This is a genomic window from Rhodanobacter koreensis (assembly GCF_054782855.1).
The window spans coordinates 688,784-702,972 of record NZ_BAAGRR010000002.1 but is presented as its reverse complement, the minus strand read 5'-3'; the positions used below and the strand labels follow the sequence as shown (position 1 = coordinate 702,972).

15 protein-coding genes are annotated in these 14,189 nt (G+C 63.1%); 8 read left to right on the top strand and 7 right to left on the bottom strand.

What is annotated here, in order from left to right:
- Positions 1-2 precede the first annotated feature (2 nt).
- The 5 genes from ACYVKM_RS09060 to ACYVKM_RS09040 are packed head-to-tail and all read left to right on the top strand — an operon-like array spanning position 3 to position 4,299.
- Positions 3-1,295 (top strand): class I SAM-dependent methyltransferase, encoded by a 1,293-nt coding sequence (locus ACYVKM_RS09060; protein ID WP_460877269.1) that lies wholly within the window; start codon positions 3-5, stop codon positions 1,293-1,295.
- Entirely contained in the window at positions 1,292-1,846 is a 555-nt protein-coding gene (locus tag ACYVKM_RS09055) for a DUF2878 domain-containing protein (protein WP_460877268.1), read from the top strand. Before ACYVKM_RS09060 ends, ACYVKM_RS09055 begins: the two co-directional genes overlap by 4 nt.
- Entirely contained in the window at positions 1,843-2,625 is a 783-nt protein-coding gene (locus ACYVKM_RS09050) for a DUF1295 domain-containing protein (RefSeq protein WP_460877267.1), read from the top strand. The genes ACYVKM_RS09055 and ACYVKM_RS09050 overlap by 4 nt, the downstream gene beginning before the upstream one ends.
- Entirely contained in the window at positions 2,622-3,704 is a 1,083-nt protein-coding gene (locus ACYVKM_RS09045) for an SAM-dependent methyltransferase (protein ID WP_460877266.1), read from the top strand. Before ACYVKM_RS09050 ends, ACYVKM_RS09045 begins: the two co-directional genes overlap by 4 nt.
- A gap of 46 nt (positions 3,705-3,750) precedes the next feature.
- Entirely contained in the window at positions 3,751-4,299 is a 549-nt protein-coding gene (locus tag ACYVKM_RS09040) for a lipocalin family protein (protein WP_460877265.1), read from the top strand.
- 26 nt (positions 4,300-4,325) lie between these two features.
- Here ACYVKM_RS09040 and ACYVKM_RS09035 read toward each other — a convergent pair whose 3' ends face one another.
- The gene (locus tag ACYVKM_RS09035; protein ID WP_460877264.1) at positions 4,326-4,511 is read right to left on the bottom strand and encodes a hypothetical protein; all 186 of its coding nucleotides are present in this window, start codon (positions 4,509-4,511) and stop codon (positions 4,326-4,328) included.
- A gap of 289 nt (positions 4,512-4,800) precedes the next feature.
- On the opposite strand from ACYVKM_RS09035, the gene ACYVKM_RS09030 reads away from it, so the two are divergent.
- Entirely contained in the window at positions 4,801-5,340 is a 540-nt protein-coding gene (locus ACYVKM_RS09030) for a VOC family protein (RefSeq protein ID WP_460877263.1), read from the top strand.
- A gap of 43 nt (positions 5,341-5,383) precedes the next feature.
- Complete coding sequence (locus ACYVKM_RS09025; protein ID WP_460877262.1) at positions 5,384-6,223, top strand: NAD-dependent protein deacetylase; 840 nt, start codon at positions 5,384-5,386, stop codon at positions 6,221-6,223.
- 9 nt (positions 6,224-6,232) lie between these two features.
- Here the strand turns inward: ACYVKM_RS09025 and tadA are convergent, their stop codons facing one another.
- The 4 genes from tadA to folD form a co-directional block, all read right to left on the bottom strand.
- On the bottom strand, positions 6,233-6,721 hold the full coding sequence (tadA, locus tag ACYVKM_RS09020) for a tRNA adenosine(34) deaminase TadA (protein ID WP_460877261.1): 489 nt from the start codon (positions 6,719-6,721) through the stop codon (positions 6,233-6,235).
- Positions 6,722-6,799: 78 nt separating this feature from the next.
- Positions 6,800-8,377, bottom strand: a complete 1,578-nt coding sequence (gene guaA / locus ACYVKM_RS09015; RefSeq protein WP_460877260.1) for a glutamine-hydrolyzing GMP synthase — start codon at positions 8,375-8,377, stop codon at positions 6,800-6,802.
- Positions 8,378-8,521: 144 nt separating this feature from the next.
- A complete protein-coding gene (guaB, locus tag ACYVKM_RS09010) occupies positions 8,522-9,979 on the bottom strand; it encodes an IMP dehydrogenase (protein ID WP_077441528.1) in 1,458 nt (485 codons plus the stop codon).
- Positions 9,980-10,061: 82 nt separating this feature from the next.
- Positions 10,062-10,931, bottom strand: a complete 870-nt coding sequence (gene folD / locus ACYVKM_RS09005) for a bifunctional methylenetetrahydrofolate dehydrogenase/methenyltetrahydrofolate cyclohydrolase FolD (RefSeq protein ID WP_460877259.1) — start codon at positions 10,929-10,931, stop codon at positions 10,062-10,064.
- 70 nt (positions 10,932-11,001) lie between these two features.
- Here folD and ACYVKM_RS09000 point away from each other — a divergent pair, with 70 nt between their 5' ends.
- Positions 11,002-11,607: a GNAT family N-acetyltransferase gene (locus ACYVKM_RS09000; RefSeq protein WP_460877258.1), complete on the top strand. Its 606-nt coding sequence runs from the start codon at positions 11,002-11,004 to the stop codon at positions 11,605-11,607.
- Here the strand turns inward: ACYVKM_RS09000 and moeB are convergent.
- On the bottom strand, positions 11,568-12,737 hold the full coding sequence (gene moeB / locus ACYVKM_RS08995; protein ID WP_460877257.1) for a molybdopterin-synthase adenylyltransferase MoeB: 1,170 nt from the start codon (positions 12,735-12,737) through the stop codon (positions 11,568-11,570). The genes ACYVKM_RS09000 and moeB overlap by 40 nt on opposite strands.
- Positions 12,738-12,784: 47 nt before the next feature.
- Positions 12,785-14,188: a ribosome biogenesis GTPase Der gene (gene der / locus ACYVKM_RS08990; RefSeq protein WP_460877256.1), complete on the bottom strand. Its 1,404-nt coding sequence runs from the start codon at positions 14,186-14,188 to the stop codon at positions 12,785-12,787.
- Between the last annotated feature and the right edge of the window lies 1 nt (position 14,189).

The following is a 14,189-nucleotide window of genomic DNA, read 5'->3' as shown; positions in this document are numbered from 1 at the left end:
GCATGAACGCCATCGTCAAACCCGGTATCACTGAATCCGCTGATGCCACGGCACCCTCTGCAGGTGCGCGCTTCCTGCGCCAGCACCTGCTCGCGCAGATGGCCGGTCTGCAGCATGGCCGGCTGGTGCTCCAGGATGCGCTGGGTACCGTCGAGTTGGGCATGCCTACGACGCAGCACCCGGATCTCACCGTGCATATCGAGGTGCTCGACCCCGCGTTCTATCGGGCTGTTGCCGCCAATGGCAGCGTCGGTGCCGGCGAGTCCTACATGGATGGGCAGTGGCGTTGCAGCCATCTGGTCGGCCTGATCCAGTTGCTGGTGCGCAATCGCGACCTGCTCGACGGCATGGAGACCGGCTTGGCCCGGCTCGGCGGCATGGCGATGCGCGCCTGGCATGTCTTGCAGCGCAATACGCGTACTGGCAGTCGTCGCAACATCGCCGCGCATTACGATCTGGGCAACGATTTCTTCGAACTGTTCCTGTCACCGGACCTGATGTATTCCTCGGCGATATGGGCCGGCGCCGACGACACGCTGGAGGCTGCCTCCACGCGCAAGCTGGAGCGCATCTGCCGCAAGCTTGATCTGAAACCGACCGATCGCGTGATCGAGATCGGTACCGGCTGGGGCGGCTTCGCGCTCTACGCGGCACAGCATTACGGCTGCCACGTCACCACCACCACGATCTCACGCGAGCAGCATGCGCTGGCCAGTGAACGCGTCACCGCCGCCGGCATCAGCGATCGCGTCACCTTGCTGCTGAAAGACTATCGTGACCTGGATGGGCAATACGACAAGCTGGTATCGATCGAGATGGTCGAGGCGATTGGCGCGCCTTACCTCGATGCGTATTTCGGCCAGCTGGGTCAGTTGCTGAAACCCGGCGGACTCGCGCTGCTGCAGGCGATCACGATCGAAGACCATCGCTACGCACAGGCCTTGAAGTCGGTCGACTTCATCAAGCGCCACGTGTTTCCCGGCAGCTTCATTCCGTCGATCAGCGCCCTGCTCACCGCCAAGACGCGCAGCAGCGACCTGGCGCTGGTCCAGATGGAGGACTTTGGCGAGTCCTACGCGCGCACCTTGCAGGCCTGGTGCGAACGTTTCATGGCGCGCCTGTCGCAGGTACGTGCGCAGGGTTTTGACGAACACTTCATCCGCATGTGGGAGTTCTACCTGGCGTATTGCGAAGGCGGTTTCCGCGAACGCTCGATCGGGGTGGCGCATCTGCTGCTGGCCAAGCCCGGCAACCGCCGACCTGCCCTGCTGCCTGAGATCGGGGTCCCTGCATGAAATTCTGGATCAGCCTCATCGGCTATCAGCTGGTCTGGTTCAGCGCCGTGATTGGCGCCGAACATGGGCTGGCGTGGCCGGGGGTTGTCGGCATGCTGGTGTATGCGGCATGTCAGCTGTGTGTCGTGCGCCACTACAGGGCCGATCTGTCACTGATGGCGACCGCCATCGTGATGGGGTTTCTGCTCGATGGCGGATTGATCCGTGTCGGACTGGCCAGCTATGCGGCTTCGTGGCCGTCCGCAGCCATGGCGCCGGCATGGATTCTTGCGATGTGGGCCACCTTCTCACTGACCTTCACGCAGTCGTTGGCCTATCTGCAGACGCGCCTCTGGCTGGCGGTATTGCTCGGAGCCATCGGCGGTCCGCTGGCTTATCTGAGTGCGGCACGCGGCTGGCATGTAGTGACCTTTGCCGACCCTGGCTGGCGTGGCTTGCTGTGCCTGGGAATCGGTTGGGGACTGGCCACGCCGGCACTGGCATGGCTGGCCAGGCGCGGGTCGGCCACGACGACTTCGGCATCCATCTCCCTGCAAGGTCACGCACCATGAATCCATGGATCCAGCTGGCCTGCCTGTGGGCGCTGGCGGCCTTGATGATGAGCCTGGGCTGGCTGTGGCAGCGCTCCCACGCCAACGCGGGCATCGTCGATGTGCTGTGGGCAAGTGGTTTGGGTGGTGGTGCGGTATTTCTTGCCCTCATGGGCGATGGCGCCACGTGGCCACGTGTGATCCTGGCCGTACTCGGTGGCCTGTGGGGTGCGCGGCTCGCTGCGCATTTGTGGACACGGGTTCGTGGCGAACCGGAGGATGGTCGTTATCAGAACCTGCGCGCGCATTGGCATGGAGATCAGTTCAAGTTTTTCCTGTTCTTCCAGTTCCAGGCATGCCTGATCGTGCTGTTCGCACTGCCATTCCTTGCGGTGGCGCGCAATCCCGGCGGTTTTGGTTCGTGGACTCTGGCAGCGATCGTGATCTGGCTGATCAGCGTGATCGGTGAATCGATCGCCGACCGTCAACTCGCGCGCTTTCGGACAAATCCCACCAATCACGGACACACCTGTCGCGACGGCCTGTGGCGTTACTCGCGCCATCCCAATTATTTCTTCGAATGGACCCACTGGTTCGCCTACGTCTGCCTTGCGCTTGGCTCGCCCATCGCATGGCTGGCCTGGTCGGGGCCGGTGGTGATGTATGTGTTCCTGCGCTGGATCAGCGGCATCCCGTATACCGAGACGCAGGCACTGCGCAGCCGCGGCGAGGACTACCGCGCCTATCAACGCAGCACATCGATGCTGTTTCCCTGGTTTCCGAAGAGGATCGAACCATGAATGCCGATGCCGCTGTCAGCGACGAACTTCCGCAAGAGCACCCCGCCAGCGGGCTGTTGGGTCTCGCCGAACGAGGCCACTTGCCTGACGCCCTCTTGCGGCAAGGCATCCGCCGCATGTGCGCGCAGCGCCTGCGCGAGGAAATGACCGGTGGACTGGATCGGCAGGCTGCCCGCTTTGCCGAGCGCATCGACATGCTGCGGCACAGTCCGGTGGCCATCCATACCGACGCTGCCAATGCACAGCACTACGAATTGCCGCCAGCCTTCTTCGAGCTGTGCCTCGGCAAGCGTCTGAAGTATTCGGGCTGCTATTACCCGCGTGGTGACGAGTCGCTGGAACAGGCCGAAGAGGCCATGCTCAAGCTGTATGGCGTGCGTGCAGAACTGGCGGACGGCCAGAAGATTCTCGAACTCGGCTGCGGCTGGGGCTCGCTCACGCTGTGGATGGCCGAATGCTATCCGAACGCGAAGATCGTCGCCGTTTCCAACTCGAGCCAGCAACGCGAACACATCGAAGCGCAGTGCCGCCAGCGCGGCCTGTTCAACGTGTGCGTGATCACCCAGGACGTCAACCAGCTCGAGCTCGAAGCCGCCCAGTTCGACCGCTGCGTGTCGGTCGAGATGTTCGAGCACATGCGCAACTACGAGATCCTGATGGGCCGTATTGCCAGCTGGCTCCGGCCCGGCGGCAAGCTGTTCGTGCACATCTTCGCGCACAAGACCCTGATGTATCCGTTCGAGACTGCGGGCGAAGACAACTGGATGGGCCGGCATTTCTTCACCGGCGGACTGATGCCAGCCTCCGACACCCTGCTCTGGTTCCAGCGCGACCTGCAGATCGAGCAACGCTGGCATGTCGACGGCACGCATTACCAGCGCAGCGCCAATCACTGGCTCGCCAATCAGGACGCGCGCAAGGATCGGGTGATGGCCACACTGATCGAGGCCTACGGCACCAAGGCGGCGCCGCTATGGTTCCAGCGCTGGCGCATGTTCTGGATGTCCTGCGCGGAGCTGTTCGGCTACGCCGGTGGCCAGGAATGGCTGGTGGCGCACTACCGGTTCGTGCGCCCCTGAGCATGTACATGCGCACGCTCACCCATCAACACCCAGGAGCTACTGCATGAATCTGCCAAGAGCACTTCTGCTTGCCTGCAGCCTCGTCATGGCCAGTACCGGCCTCTACGCCAGCAATCTGCCACCGATCAAGCCGGTCGCGCATGTCGACCTGCCACGCTTCATGGGCACGTGGTATGTGATCGCCACCATCCCGACACGTTTCGAGAAGGATGCCTTCAACGCCGTCGAGACGTATACGCTGCAGCCCGATGGCAACGTCTACACCCAGTTCCACTTCCGCAATGGTTCGTTCGACGCGCCGATCAAGGCCATCCATTCCACCGGCTTCGTCAGGCCGGACAGTGGCAACGCCGTCTGGGGCGTCCAGGTGTTCTGGCCGCTCAAGGCGCAATACATCGTGGCGTACCTGAAGGACGACTACAGCCAGACGATCGTCGCCCGCGATGCCCGCGACTACACCTGGATCATGGCGCGCAAGCCAACCGTTTCACAGGCGGATTATGACGCGCTGATTGCGCGAGTGAAGGCGCTGGGCTACCCCGTGTCCAGCATCCGCAAAGTGCCACAGGCATGGCCGGTGACCAGTCAGTGATGCGGGTACCTGGAACCGCCCTGTGGTCAGCCGTGCGCAGATACCTGAACCGCCCGATTTACCCTGATAAGGGCCAACCAGTCGTAACCATCCTTGATCCCGGTGGCGGTTGCTTCGTCAGGGTCGACGGATCGTGGTGAGCGATGTGCTTCCCTGGAACTTTCAAATTCGGTGTGCTTGCGTTGCAGCAGTGCATTGAGATGACGTTTCATTCCGGCAATCCTTGAGTAACGATATGGGATGACCGGATCAACCGCCTGAATGGGGCAATGCTTGCCGGTCTGCTTGCGTCGGTAAAACTGGGGTTGGCGATGACACCGTTAAAGTGTCATCAAGCGATTGCTCCGTTTCCGTTAATGAACGATCAACGGAGTACCCACTATTCGGGTTGACGCTCCCCATGATTGTTCATGTACGGAAACACGGTGACCACCCAGCGGGACTTCAGCTGGAACTCGCCGCGCCCATATAGGCCACCAGTACGGTTACTGGTGCTGTGTCATGCGCAAAACCTTTCTTTCAACACTGGCTGCCGGGTTGCTGCTCGTCATGGCCGGCGTGCCGGTCAGCAGCCACGCCGCAGGTGTTCATGACAGCGGCTACGTGACCATCGGTGTACCCGATCTGCAACAGGCCACGACATTCTTCCGCAACATCCTGGATTGCGAGCCGATCAACCCGATCGCCGCAAATGAACCCGGGGGCGCCGATCACGTCACTCGCAGTGACATGCCTCCATCCACGCTGCTGCTCTGTGATGCCGGTACCGTCGTGGAGTTGTTTGATAATCACGCACTGCATTCCCCTGCTCCTGCGCGACATGCAACGGATCACGGCAACGAGCCGATCCAGTTTTCTGCCGACGATGTGGCACATGCCGATCAATGGCTGCGACGCGAAGGTGTCAAGGTGATCGGCGCGCCGGTCACCTTGACGACCGGCTCGCATGCCGGTCAGACGTTGGTGAATTTCGTCACGCCATGGGGACTGCAGCTGCAACTGGTCGGCTGGAACCGAAGCCAGCTCGCCACGGCACCGTGACCGCTGCTGGCAATCCGTGCAGCGGAATGCCATAAGAACAGGCATGTCACCTCAAGCACATCAGACGGTCGAAACCCAGGTGGGTGCCACAGCATTGCCCGAGTTCGTGGCGAAGCATCGGCGCCTGTTCGTGTTGACCGGAGCTGGCTGCAGCACGGATTCGGGCATTCCCGATTACCGGGATGCCAGCGGCGGCTGGAAGCGCCCGCAGCCAGTGACTTATCAGGCATTCGTCGGCGAACTGATAACGCGCCAGCGCTACTGGGCGCGCAGCCTCATCGGTTGGCAGCGATTCGGGCACGCACGGCCGAATGCGACCCATCACGCGCTTGCACGGCTGGAACGGCAGGGGAAACTTGCCCTGCTGCTGACTCAGAATGTCGACCGACTGCATCAGGCTGCCGGCAGCGAAAACGTGGTCGATCTGCACGGGCGACTGGATCGGGTGCGTTGCCTGGCCTGCGAACAACGCCTTGCCCGGACTGATTTCCAGGCCGAACTGCTGCGCCTGAATCCGGCCTGGGCGGATCTCGATGCGGCCGATGCCCCGGACGGCGACGCCGATCTGGACGGGCAGGATTTCTCCCTTTTCCAGATACCACCGTGCCCGCATTGCGCCGGGTTGCTGAAGCCGGACGTAGTGTTCTTCGGGGAAAACGTACCGCGTGAACGGGTGGATGCCGGCATGCAGGCGCTGCATGGCGCGGACGCCATGCTGGTCGTCGGCTCCTCGTTGATGGTGTATTCCGGCTACCGCTTCGTCCATGCGGCGGCGCGTGCGGGCAAACCCATCGCCGCAGTGAACATGGGCCATACCCGGGCCGATCCGCTGTTGAGCCTCAAGATCGAGCAACCCTGCGCGCAGGTGCTGGCCTTTGTGTGAGACCCCGGCTCAGCGCCGGGCGCGGAAGAACTCGCGCAGCAGGCCGGCCGACTCCTCGGCAAGCAGGCCGCCAGCCACCTGGATGCGGTGGTTGTGGCGCTCGTCGATCAGGGTATTGAACACGCTGCCGGCGGCACCGGTCTTGGGGTCAGGTGCTGCATAGACCACGCGGCCGAGGCGGGCATGGATCATTGCCATTGCACACATCGTGCAAGGTTCCAGCGTGACATAGAGCGTGGCTCCAGACAGGCGGTGGTTGGCCAGCCTTTCCCCGGCTGCACGCATGGCCATGATCTCGGCATGGGCGGTTGGGTCGTGCAAGGTGATGTTGCGGTTCCAGCCCAGACCGACGATCTCGCCATCCAGGACCAGTACGGCGCCCACGGGTACCTCGTTCTCGGCGTCGCGCGCATGTGCGGCGAGCTGCAGCGCTCGCCCCATGTACTGCATGTCGGCAGTTGAGAATTCACTCGAAGTTTCGGAAATTTCGTCAGTCATTTCAATGTACTAATTTCTTTACATGAGAAAGCCGGCAAGTTGCCGGCTTTCCCTGGTATGCGCAACTCACTGATTCTGTTATTCCCACTCGATCGTGGCAGGTGGCTTGCCACTGATATCATAAACGACACGAGATATACCACGTAATTCATTGATAATTCTATTAGAAACCTTGCCGAGAAACTCGTACGGCAAGTGTGCCCAGTGTGCAGTCATGAAGTCGATCGTCTCCACCGCACGCAGCGCGATCACCCATTCGTAGGCTCGCGCATCGCCAACCACGCCGACAGACTTCACCGGCAGGAAGACGGCGAATGCCTGGCTGGTCTTGTCATACAGGTCGGCCTTGCGCAGTTCGTCGATGAAGATCGCATCGGCCTGCGCCAGCAGCTCGGCATACTCACGCCTCACCTCGCCCAGGATGCGCACACCCAGACCCGGACCCGGGAACGGGTGGCGGTAGACCATCGCACGCGGCAGGCCGAGTTCGACACCGATACGGCGCACCTCGTCCTTGAACAGTTCGCGCAACGGCTCGACCAGCTTGAGCTTCATGTGCGCCGGCAGGCCACCGACATTGTGGTGGCTCTTGATCACGTGGGCCTTGCCGGTCTTGCTGCCGGCGGACTCGATCACGTCGGGGTAGATGGTGCCCTGCGCCAGCCACTTCACCTTGCTGCCGTCGGCGGCGATCTTGCCCGACTCCTCGTCGAAGATCTCCACGAACAGGCCGCCGATGATCTTGCGCTTGGCTTCCGGATCGGCCACGCCTTTAAGTGCCTTGAAGTAGCGGTCTGCGGCGTTGACGCGGATGACCTTGACGCCCATGTGCTCAGCCATCGTGGCCATCACCTGATCGCCTTCCTGCCAGCGCAGCAGGCCGGTATCGACGAACACGCAGGTCAACCGGTCACCGATCGCCTTGTGCAGCAGTGCGGCGACCACCGAGGAATCGACGCCGCCCGAAAGACCGAGCAAGACATGGTCGTCGCCGACCTGTTCGCGCACGCGGGCGATCTGGTCGTCGATGATGTTGGCAGCGGTCCACAACGTGGCGCAGCCGCAGATCTCGGCGATGAAGCGCTTCAGCAGCGCCCCGCCCTGCTTGGTGTGCGTGACTTCCGGATGGAACTGCACGCCGTACCAGCGCTTCGCCTCGTTCTCCATCACCGCGACCGGGATGCGGTCGGTGGTGCCGGTGATCGCGAAACCTGGCGGCGCCTTGGCAACGTGATCGCCATGGCTCATCCAGACATCGAGCTTGTGCGTGCCGGCATGATCGCTGAGGCCATCAAACAGACGGCTCGTCGCCACGACGTCGACTTCGGCATGACCGAACTCGCGCGCATCGGCCGCCTCGGTGGCGCCACCGAGCTGGGCGGCCATCGTCTGCATGCCGTAGCAGATGCCGAGGATCGGCACGCCGTAGTCGAACACCTGCTGTGGTGCTTTCGGCGCACCTTCGAGCGTGGTCGATTCCGGGCCGCCCGACAGGATGATGCCCTTCGCGCCGAACGCGGCGATCTCGGCCGGCTCGTGATCCCAGGCCCAGATCTCGCAATACACGCCAAGCTCGCGGATGCGGCGTGCGATCAGCTGCGTGTACTGCGCGCCGAAATCGAGGATCAGGATCTTGTCGCTATGGATGTTGGTCATCGGTCCGGTCCGATCCGGTCAGTCTTTGCCGCGTGGCCACTCGACCACATCGGTGCCTTTGATCTTGAAGGAACAACGCAACGCCAGCCATACCGGCGTCGCTACCTGTAAAACAAGGCGCCGGCCATCAGGCCGGCGCGTCAATCACGAGTTGAGCCGGTAATTCGGCGCTTCCTTGGTGATCTGGATATCGTGTGGATGCGCTTCGGTCACGCCGGCGGAAGTCACCTTGACGAACTGCGCCTTGTGACGCACGTCATCGATGGTGGCTGCACCCAGATAACCCATCGAGGCGCGCAGGCCGCCGATCAGCTGGTGGATGATGTTGCGCAGCGGACCGCGGTACGGCACGCGACCTTCGATGCCTTCCGGCACCAGCTTGTCGGCATCGGCCTCGTCCTGGAAGTAACGATCCTTCGAACCGAGCTGCATCGCGCCGATCGAGCCCATGCCGCGGTAGCTCTTGTACGAACGCCCCTGGAACAGCTCGACCTCGCCCGGTGATTCCTCGGTACCGGCGAACATCGAGCCGAGCATCACGGTGGATGCGCCGGCAGCGAGTGCCTTCGGGATGTCACCGGAATAACGGATACCGCCATCGGCGATCAGCGGGATCTCGTCCTTCAGCGCGGTGGCGACCATGTCGATCGCAGTGATCTGCGGCACGCCGACGCCGGCGACCACGCGCGTGGTGCAGATCGAACCGGGACCCACGCCGACCTTGACCGCATCGACACCGACATCGAGCAGCGCACGCGCCGCTTCACCAGTAACGATGTTGCCGGCGATCACCTGCACCTGCGGGTAGTGTTTCTTGACCCAACCTGCACGTTCGATCACGCCCTGCGAATGACCGTGCGCGGTATCCACCACCAGTACGTCCACACCGGCATCGACCAGCGCGGCGACGCGCTGCTCGGTGTCACCACCGACGCCAACAGCAGCGCCGACCAGCAAGGCCTCGTGGCGATCCTTGGCGGCATGCGGGTTATCGCGCGCTTTCTGGATGTCCTTGACGGTGATCAGCCCGCGCAGCTCGAAGTTGTCGTTGACCACCAGCACCTTCTCGATGCGGTGTTTGTGCAACAACTGCAGCACCTCGTCCTGGCTGGCGCCTTCGCGCACCGTTACCAGCTTGTCCTGGCGGGTCATGATGTTGCGCACCGGGTCGTCGTGCTTGCGCTCGAAGCGCAGGTCACGGCTGGTGACGATGCCCACCAGCTTGCCGCCGTCGACCACCGGTACGCCGGAAATATTGTGCGCATGGGTCAGCCGCAGCACTTCGCGGATCGAGGTGTTCGGTTCCACGCTGATCGGGTTGCGGATCACGCCTGCTTCGAACTTCTTCACCAGCCGCACTTCCGCCGCCTGCTGCTCGGCCGTCATGTTCTTGTGGATGATGCCGATGCCGCCGTTCTGGGCCATGGTGATGGCGAGGCGGGCTTCGGTGACCGTATCCATGGCAGCGGAGACGATCGGGATGTTCAGGCGCAGGTTGCGGGTGAACCGCGTGGAGGTGTCCACATCGCGCGGCAGCACGATGGAGTGGCCCGGAACTAGGTAGACGTCGTCGTAGGTCAGGGCCTCGGCGATGATGCGCATGCGAAAAGTCCCGCTGCAAAGAGGGAATTATACGCGCCTCGCCATGATGCTCGCCAGATGTTGGATGAACGCTGCCCGTGGATCAGGTGGTTTTGTGTGGCGCGGAGCGCGCGTCAGCGGCTTCCAGCGTGTTTTCCATCAAGGTGGCTACGGTCATCGGGCCGACGCCGCCGGGGACGGGCGTGATCCAGCTGGCTCGCGTCGCCGCGGCCTCGAAATCCACGTCGCCCACCAGCCGGCCGTCGTCGAGACGGTTGATGCCCACGTCGATCACCACCGCACCCGGCTTGATCCATTCACCCTTGACCAGACCCGGTTTGCCGACGGCCACGACCAGGATATCGGCCTGGCGCACGAAGCTCTCCAGATCGTGGGTAAAGCGATGGCAGCAGGTGGTGGTGCAGCCGGCGATCATCAACTCCAATACCAACGGGCGGCCCACATGATTGGATACGCCGACCACCACCGCATGCTGGCCGCGTACAGGTCGATCGGTATGCCCAAGCAGGGTCATCACGCCCTTCGGCGTGCATGGGCGCAGGCCGAAACGACGCAGCGCGAGACGCCCGACGTTCACCGCCTGGAAGCCGTCTACATCCTTGTCTGGGTCGATGCGGTCGACCAATGCATCCTCGTCGATATGCTCAGGCAACGGCGACTGCACCAGGATGCCATGCACGTCCGGGTCGGCGTTCAACCGGTCGATCAATGCGAACAGTTCATCCTGGGTGGTGCCGGACGGCAGATCGTAGTCGAACGAACGGAAACCGACCTGGTGACAGGCCTTGCGCTTGTTGCGCACGTAGACCGAGGAAGCAGCGTCGTCGCCCACCAGCACCACCGCCAGTCCCGGTTCGGCCAGGCCGCGTGACACCCGTTCGGCGACGCGCAGACGCAGTCTCTCAAGCAGCTCCTGCGCAATGCGTTTGCCGTCGAGGATGCGTGCGCTCATGGGTTGCTGCCTGACCGTAAAGGTGGTCATTATCCGGCCTCAGCCACACGCGCACAAACGACAGGCACGCATGACGGCCAACGAGGTACTTGCAGACACGCTGGAACTGACCAACGGCCGGTTGTGCCTGCGCCCGTGGCAAGCATGCGATGCGGAGGCGCTGTTCGACGCCGCACGCGAGTCGACCGACAGTGTGGGCCGCTGGCTGCCCTGGTGTCATGCCGGTTATCGTGTGGAAGATGCCGTCGCCTGGATCGCGCACTGCCAGTCCGGTTGGCGTACCGGCGAGCACTTCGCATTCCCGATCTTCGATGCCGGCTCGGGCGACCTGCTGGGCGGTATCGGCCTGAACCACTATAACCGGCTGCACCGTAGTGCCAACCTGGGCTACTGGATACGTCAGTCGCGCCAGCGGCAAGGTATCGCCGTGGCAGCGGCCACGCTCGCAGCACGTTTCGGTTTCGAGCAACTGGGCCTGATCCGGGTCGAGATCGTGGCCTTGCCCGACAACTACCCAAGCCGGCGCACGGCAGAGAAGATCGGTGCACGCTTCGAGGCAATCGCGCGCCAGCGCCTGTGGGCGAACGGACAAGCCCATGACGCTGCAGTGTACGGACTGATCCCGCCGGATCTGCCTCAACCAGTGGCGGAACACATCTGCACGACATCCTCGTAGCCGCCAAACACGGCAGCGGCGCCACACCCGGGACACGCCAGATCTCGCGACAACCGGGTTTCGCGGAAATGCATGCTCAGCGCGTCGAAGCTCAACAGCCGGCCAACCAGCGATTCGCCCAGGCCGAGGAGCAGCTTGAGTGCCTCGGTCGCCTGCAGCAGTCCGACGATACCGGGCAACACGCCGAGTACGCCGGCTTCGCTGCAGTTGGGAGCATCGGCAGCCGCCGGTGGCTCGGGAAACAGGCAGCGGTAACACGGTGAATCGTCACGACGTGGATCGAACACGCTGAGCTGCCCGTTGAAACGTTCCACCGCGCCATACACCATCGGCAGTTTCAGTTGCAGCGAGGCGGCCGCCAGCAGATAGCGTGCCGGGAAGTTGTCGGCGCCATCGATGATCAGGTCGTGGCCGGCAAGCAATCGCTCCACATTGCCGGCCTGCAGACGCTCGTTACGAATCTCGATGCGGATGCGCGGATTGAGTGCCTGCAGCGCAATCCGCGCCGATTCGGTCTTGGCCATGCCGACACGTGCATCGGCATGAATGATCTGCCGGTGCAGGTTGGAGCGTTCAACCCTGTCGTCATCGATCAGGGTGAGCTGGCCTACGCCCGCCGCCGCGAGATACAGCGCCGCCGGCGCACCGAGCCCACCGGCGCCGAGCAGCACCACCTTCGCTGCGGCGAGGCGGGCCTGCCCTGCCTCGCCGACTTGCGGCAGACGCAGTTGGCGGGCATAGCGCTCCACGGCATCGGCATCGAGTGCACTGACGGCGATCGGCAAGCCTTCCATCTTCCAGCGGTTGAAGCCGCCAGCCACCGAACTGACCTGACGATAGCCGAGACGCTGTAGCGCCTCGGCGGCGAACAGCGAGCGCTGACCGCTGCCGCACAGCATCAGCATGGGACGATCGCGGTCCGCCTCCAGCTGTTCGATACGCAGTTCAAGGAAACTGCGCGAGAGGCCCAACGCATTGGCCGGCATGCCGGCGGCGCGTTCGGCATCTTCGCGCACATCGACCAGCAGGGCGCCACGGGCTTGCCGAGCCAATGCTTCGGTCGGTGGAATTTCCGGCACGCGGCGGCGCAGTTCGTCCAGCCAGACGTCACGATTCAAGGAGTCGCTCATTCGCCGTAGCCTAATACGAGCGCGGTAGCCTGAAGTGGATCAGCGAATCAGCGCGTGCGCTTGATCAGGTCACTCACCCGGCGTCGCGCCTTTTTCTCCTGCTCCTTGGTCAACACCTTCTTGCGCCCCGCGTACGGGTTTTCACCTTCGCGGAAGGCAATGCGGACCGGCGTACCTTCCAGCCGGTAGCGCTTGCGGAAGAAGTTTTCCAGATAGCGTTGATACGCTGGCGCAATATGCTTGGTGCGCGTACCGTGGATCACGATGGTCGGCGGGTTGTTGCCGCCCGGATGCGCGAAGCGCAGTTTCGGCGCATGACCGTTCACCAGCGGCGGCTGGTAGCTTTCGTAGGCTTTTTCCAGCGTCTTGGTGAGGTCGGAAGACACCAGCACCTTGGTTGCAGCGGCGTGTGCACGCACCACCGCACGCATCAGCTCGCGCAGGCCCGATCCGTGCAGCGCCGAAATGTGCACCTGCTTGGCCCAATCGACGAATACCAAGCGACGATCCAGCGCGCGCATGCACTCGTCGCGCTGATACTGGTCCAGGCCATCCCATTTGTTGATGGCGATCACCAGCGCCCTGCCCTCGTCCATCGCGTAACCGATCAGGGTGAGATCCTGGTCGGCCAGGTTTTCGCGGGCATCGATCATCACCACCACGACCTGGGCAGCGGCAATCGACTGCAGCGTCTTGATGACACTGAATTTCTCGACGGCTTCCTCGACGCGTGCCTTGCGCCTGATGCCAGCGGTGTCGATCAGCGTGTAACGCTTGCCGTCGCGCTCCAGCGGAACACGGATCGGATCGCGGGTGGTGCCGGCCACGTCGGAGACGATCAGCCGTTCCTCGCCCAGCAGGCGATTGATCAGGGTCGACTTGCCGGCATTCGGACGTCCGACGATGGCAACACGGATGCTGCCGTCCTCACCGTCCGCCTCGGTCGTGCTTTCCTCGTCGGCCGGCAGCAACGGCAGAACCATTGCAATCAGGTCGCTGGTGCCGCGGTTGTGTGCGGCGGATAGCGGCAGGATCTTGCCGACACCGAAGGCGGAGAACTCCGCCAGCACGGCCTCTTCTTCCAATCCATCGGTCTTGTTGACCGCCGCGATGATGGTCTTGCCGCTGCGACGCAGCTCGTTGAGGATGACGTAGTCTTGCGGCAGCAGGCCATCGCGCGCATCGACGACAAACACCAGCACCTGCGCCTCTTCGATCGCCAGGCGCACCTGCTTCGCGGTCAGGACATCCATTGCCTCCTCGACGCCGGACAGACCGCCGGTGTCGACCACCACGAAAGGCCGCTCGCCGGTGCGACAGACACCGTAATGGCGATCGCGGGTGACCCCCGGCATATCGGCCACCAGGGCGTCACGGCTGCGCGTCAGTACGTTGAAGAGGGTCGATTTACCGACATTGGGACGACCGACCAGGGCGACGACGGGCAACATG

What these genes read in the sequence shown, in the direction of transcription:
- ACYVKM_RS09060 (WP_460877269.1), top strand. Translation starts at nt 3, where the DNA reads ATGAACGCCATCGTCAAACCCGGTATCACTGAATCCGCTGATGCCACG.
- folD (WP_460877259.1), bottom strand. Translation starts at nt 10,931, where the DNA reads ATGAGCGCACGCATCCTCGACGGCAAACGCATTGCGCAGGAGCTGCTT.
- ACYVKM_RS09040 (WP_460877265.1), top strand. Translation starts at nt 3,751, where the DNA reads ATGAATCTGCCAAGAGCACTTCTGCTTGCCTGCAGCCTCGTCATGGCC.
- moeB (WP_460877257.1), bottom strand. Translation starts at nt 12,737, where the DNA reads ATGAGCGACTCCTTGAATCGTGACGTCTGGCTGGACGAACTGCGCCGC.
- ACYVKM_RS09055 (WP_460877268.1), top strand. Translation starts at nt 1,292, where the DNA reads ATGAAATTCTGGATCAGCCTCATCGGCTATCAGCTGGTCTGGTTCAGC.
- der (WP_460877256.1), bottom strand. Translation starts at nt 14,188, where the DNA reads ATGTTGCCCGTCGTCGCCCTGGTCGGTCGTCCCAATGTCGGTAAATCG.
- tadA (WP_460877261.1), bottom strand. Translation starts at nt 6,721, where the DNA reads ATGACTGACGAAATTTCCGAAACTTCGAGTGAATTCTCAACTGCCGAC.
- ACYVKM_RS09035 (WP_460877264.1), bottom strand. Translation starts at nt 4,511, where the DNA reads ATGAAACGTCATCTCAATGCACTGCTGCAACGCAAGCACACCGAATTT.
- ACYVKM_RS09025 (WP_460877262.1), top strand. Translation starts at nt 5,384, where the DNA reads ATGTCACCTCAAGCACATCAGACGGTCGAAACCCAGGTGGGTGCCACA.
- ACYVKM_RS09030 (WP_460877263.1), top strand. Translation starts at nt 4,801, where the DNA reads ATGCGCAAAACCTTTCTTTCAACACTGGCTGCCGGGTTGCTGCTCGTC.
- guaB (WP_077441528.1), bottom strand. Translation starts at nt 9,979, where the DNA reads ATGCGCATCATCGCCGAGGCCCTGACCTACGACGACGTCTACCTAGTT.
- ACYVKM_RS09000 (WP_460877258.1), top strand. Translation starts at nt 11,002, where the DNA reads ATGACGGCCAACGAGGTACTTGCAGACACGCTGGAACTGACCAACGGC.
- ACYVKM_RS09045 (WP_460877266.1), top strand. Translation starts at nt 2,622, where the DNA reads ATGAATGCCGATGCCGCTGTCAGCGACGAACTTCCGCAAGAGCACCCC.
- guaA (WP_460877260.1), bottom strand. Translation starts at nt 8,377, where the DNA reads ATGACCAACATCCATAGCGACAAGATCCTGATCCTCGATTTCGGCGCG.
- ACYVKM_RS09050 (WP_460877267.1), top strand. Translation starts at nt 1,843, where the DNA reads ATGAATCCATGGATCCAGCTGGCCTGCCTGTGGGCGCTGGCGGCCTTG.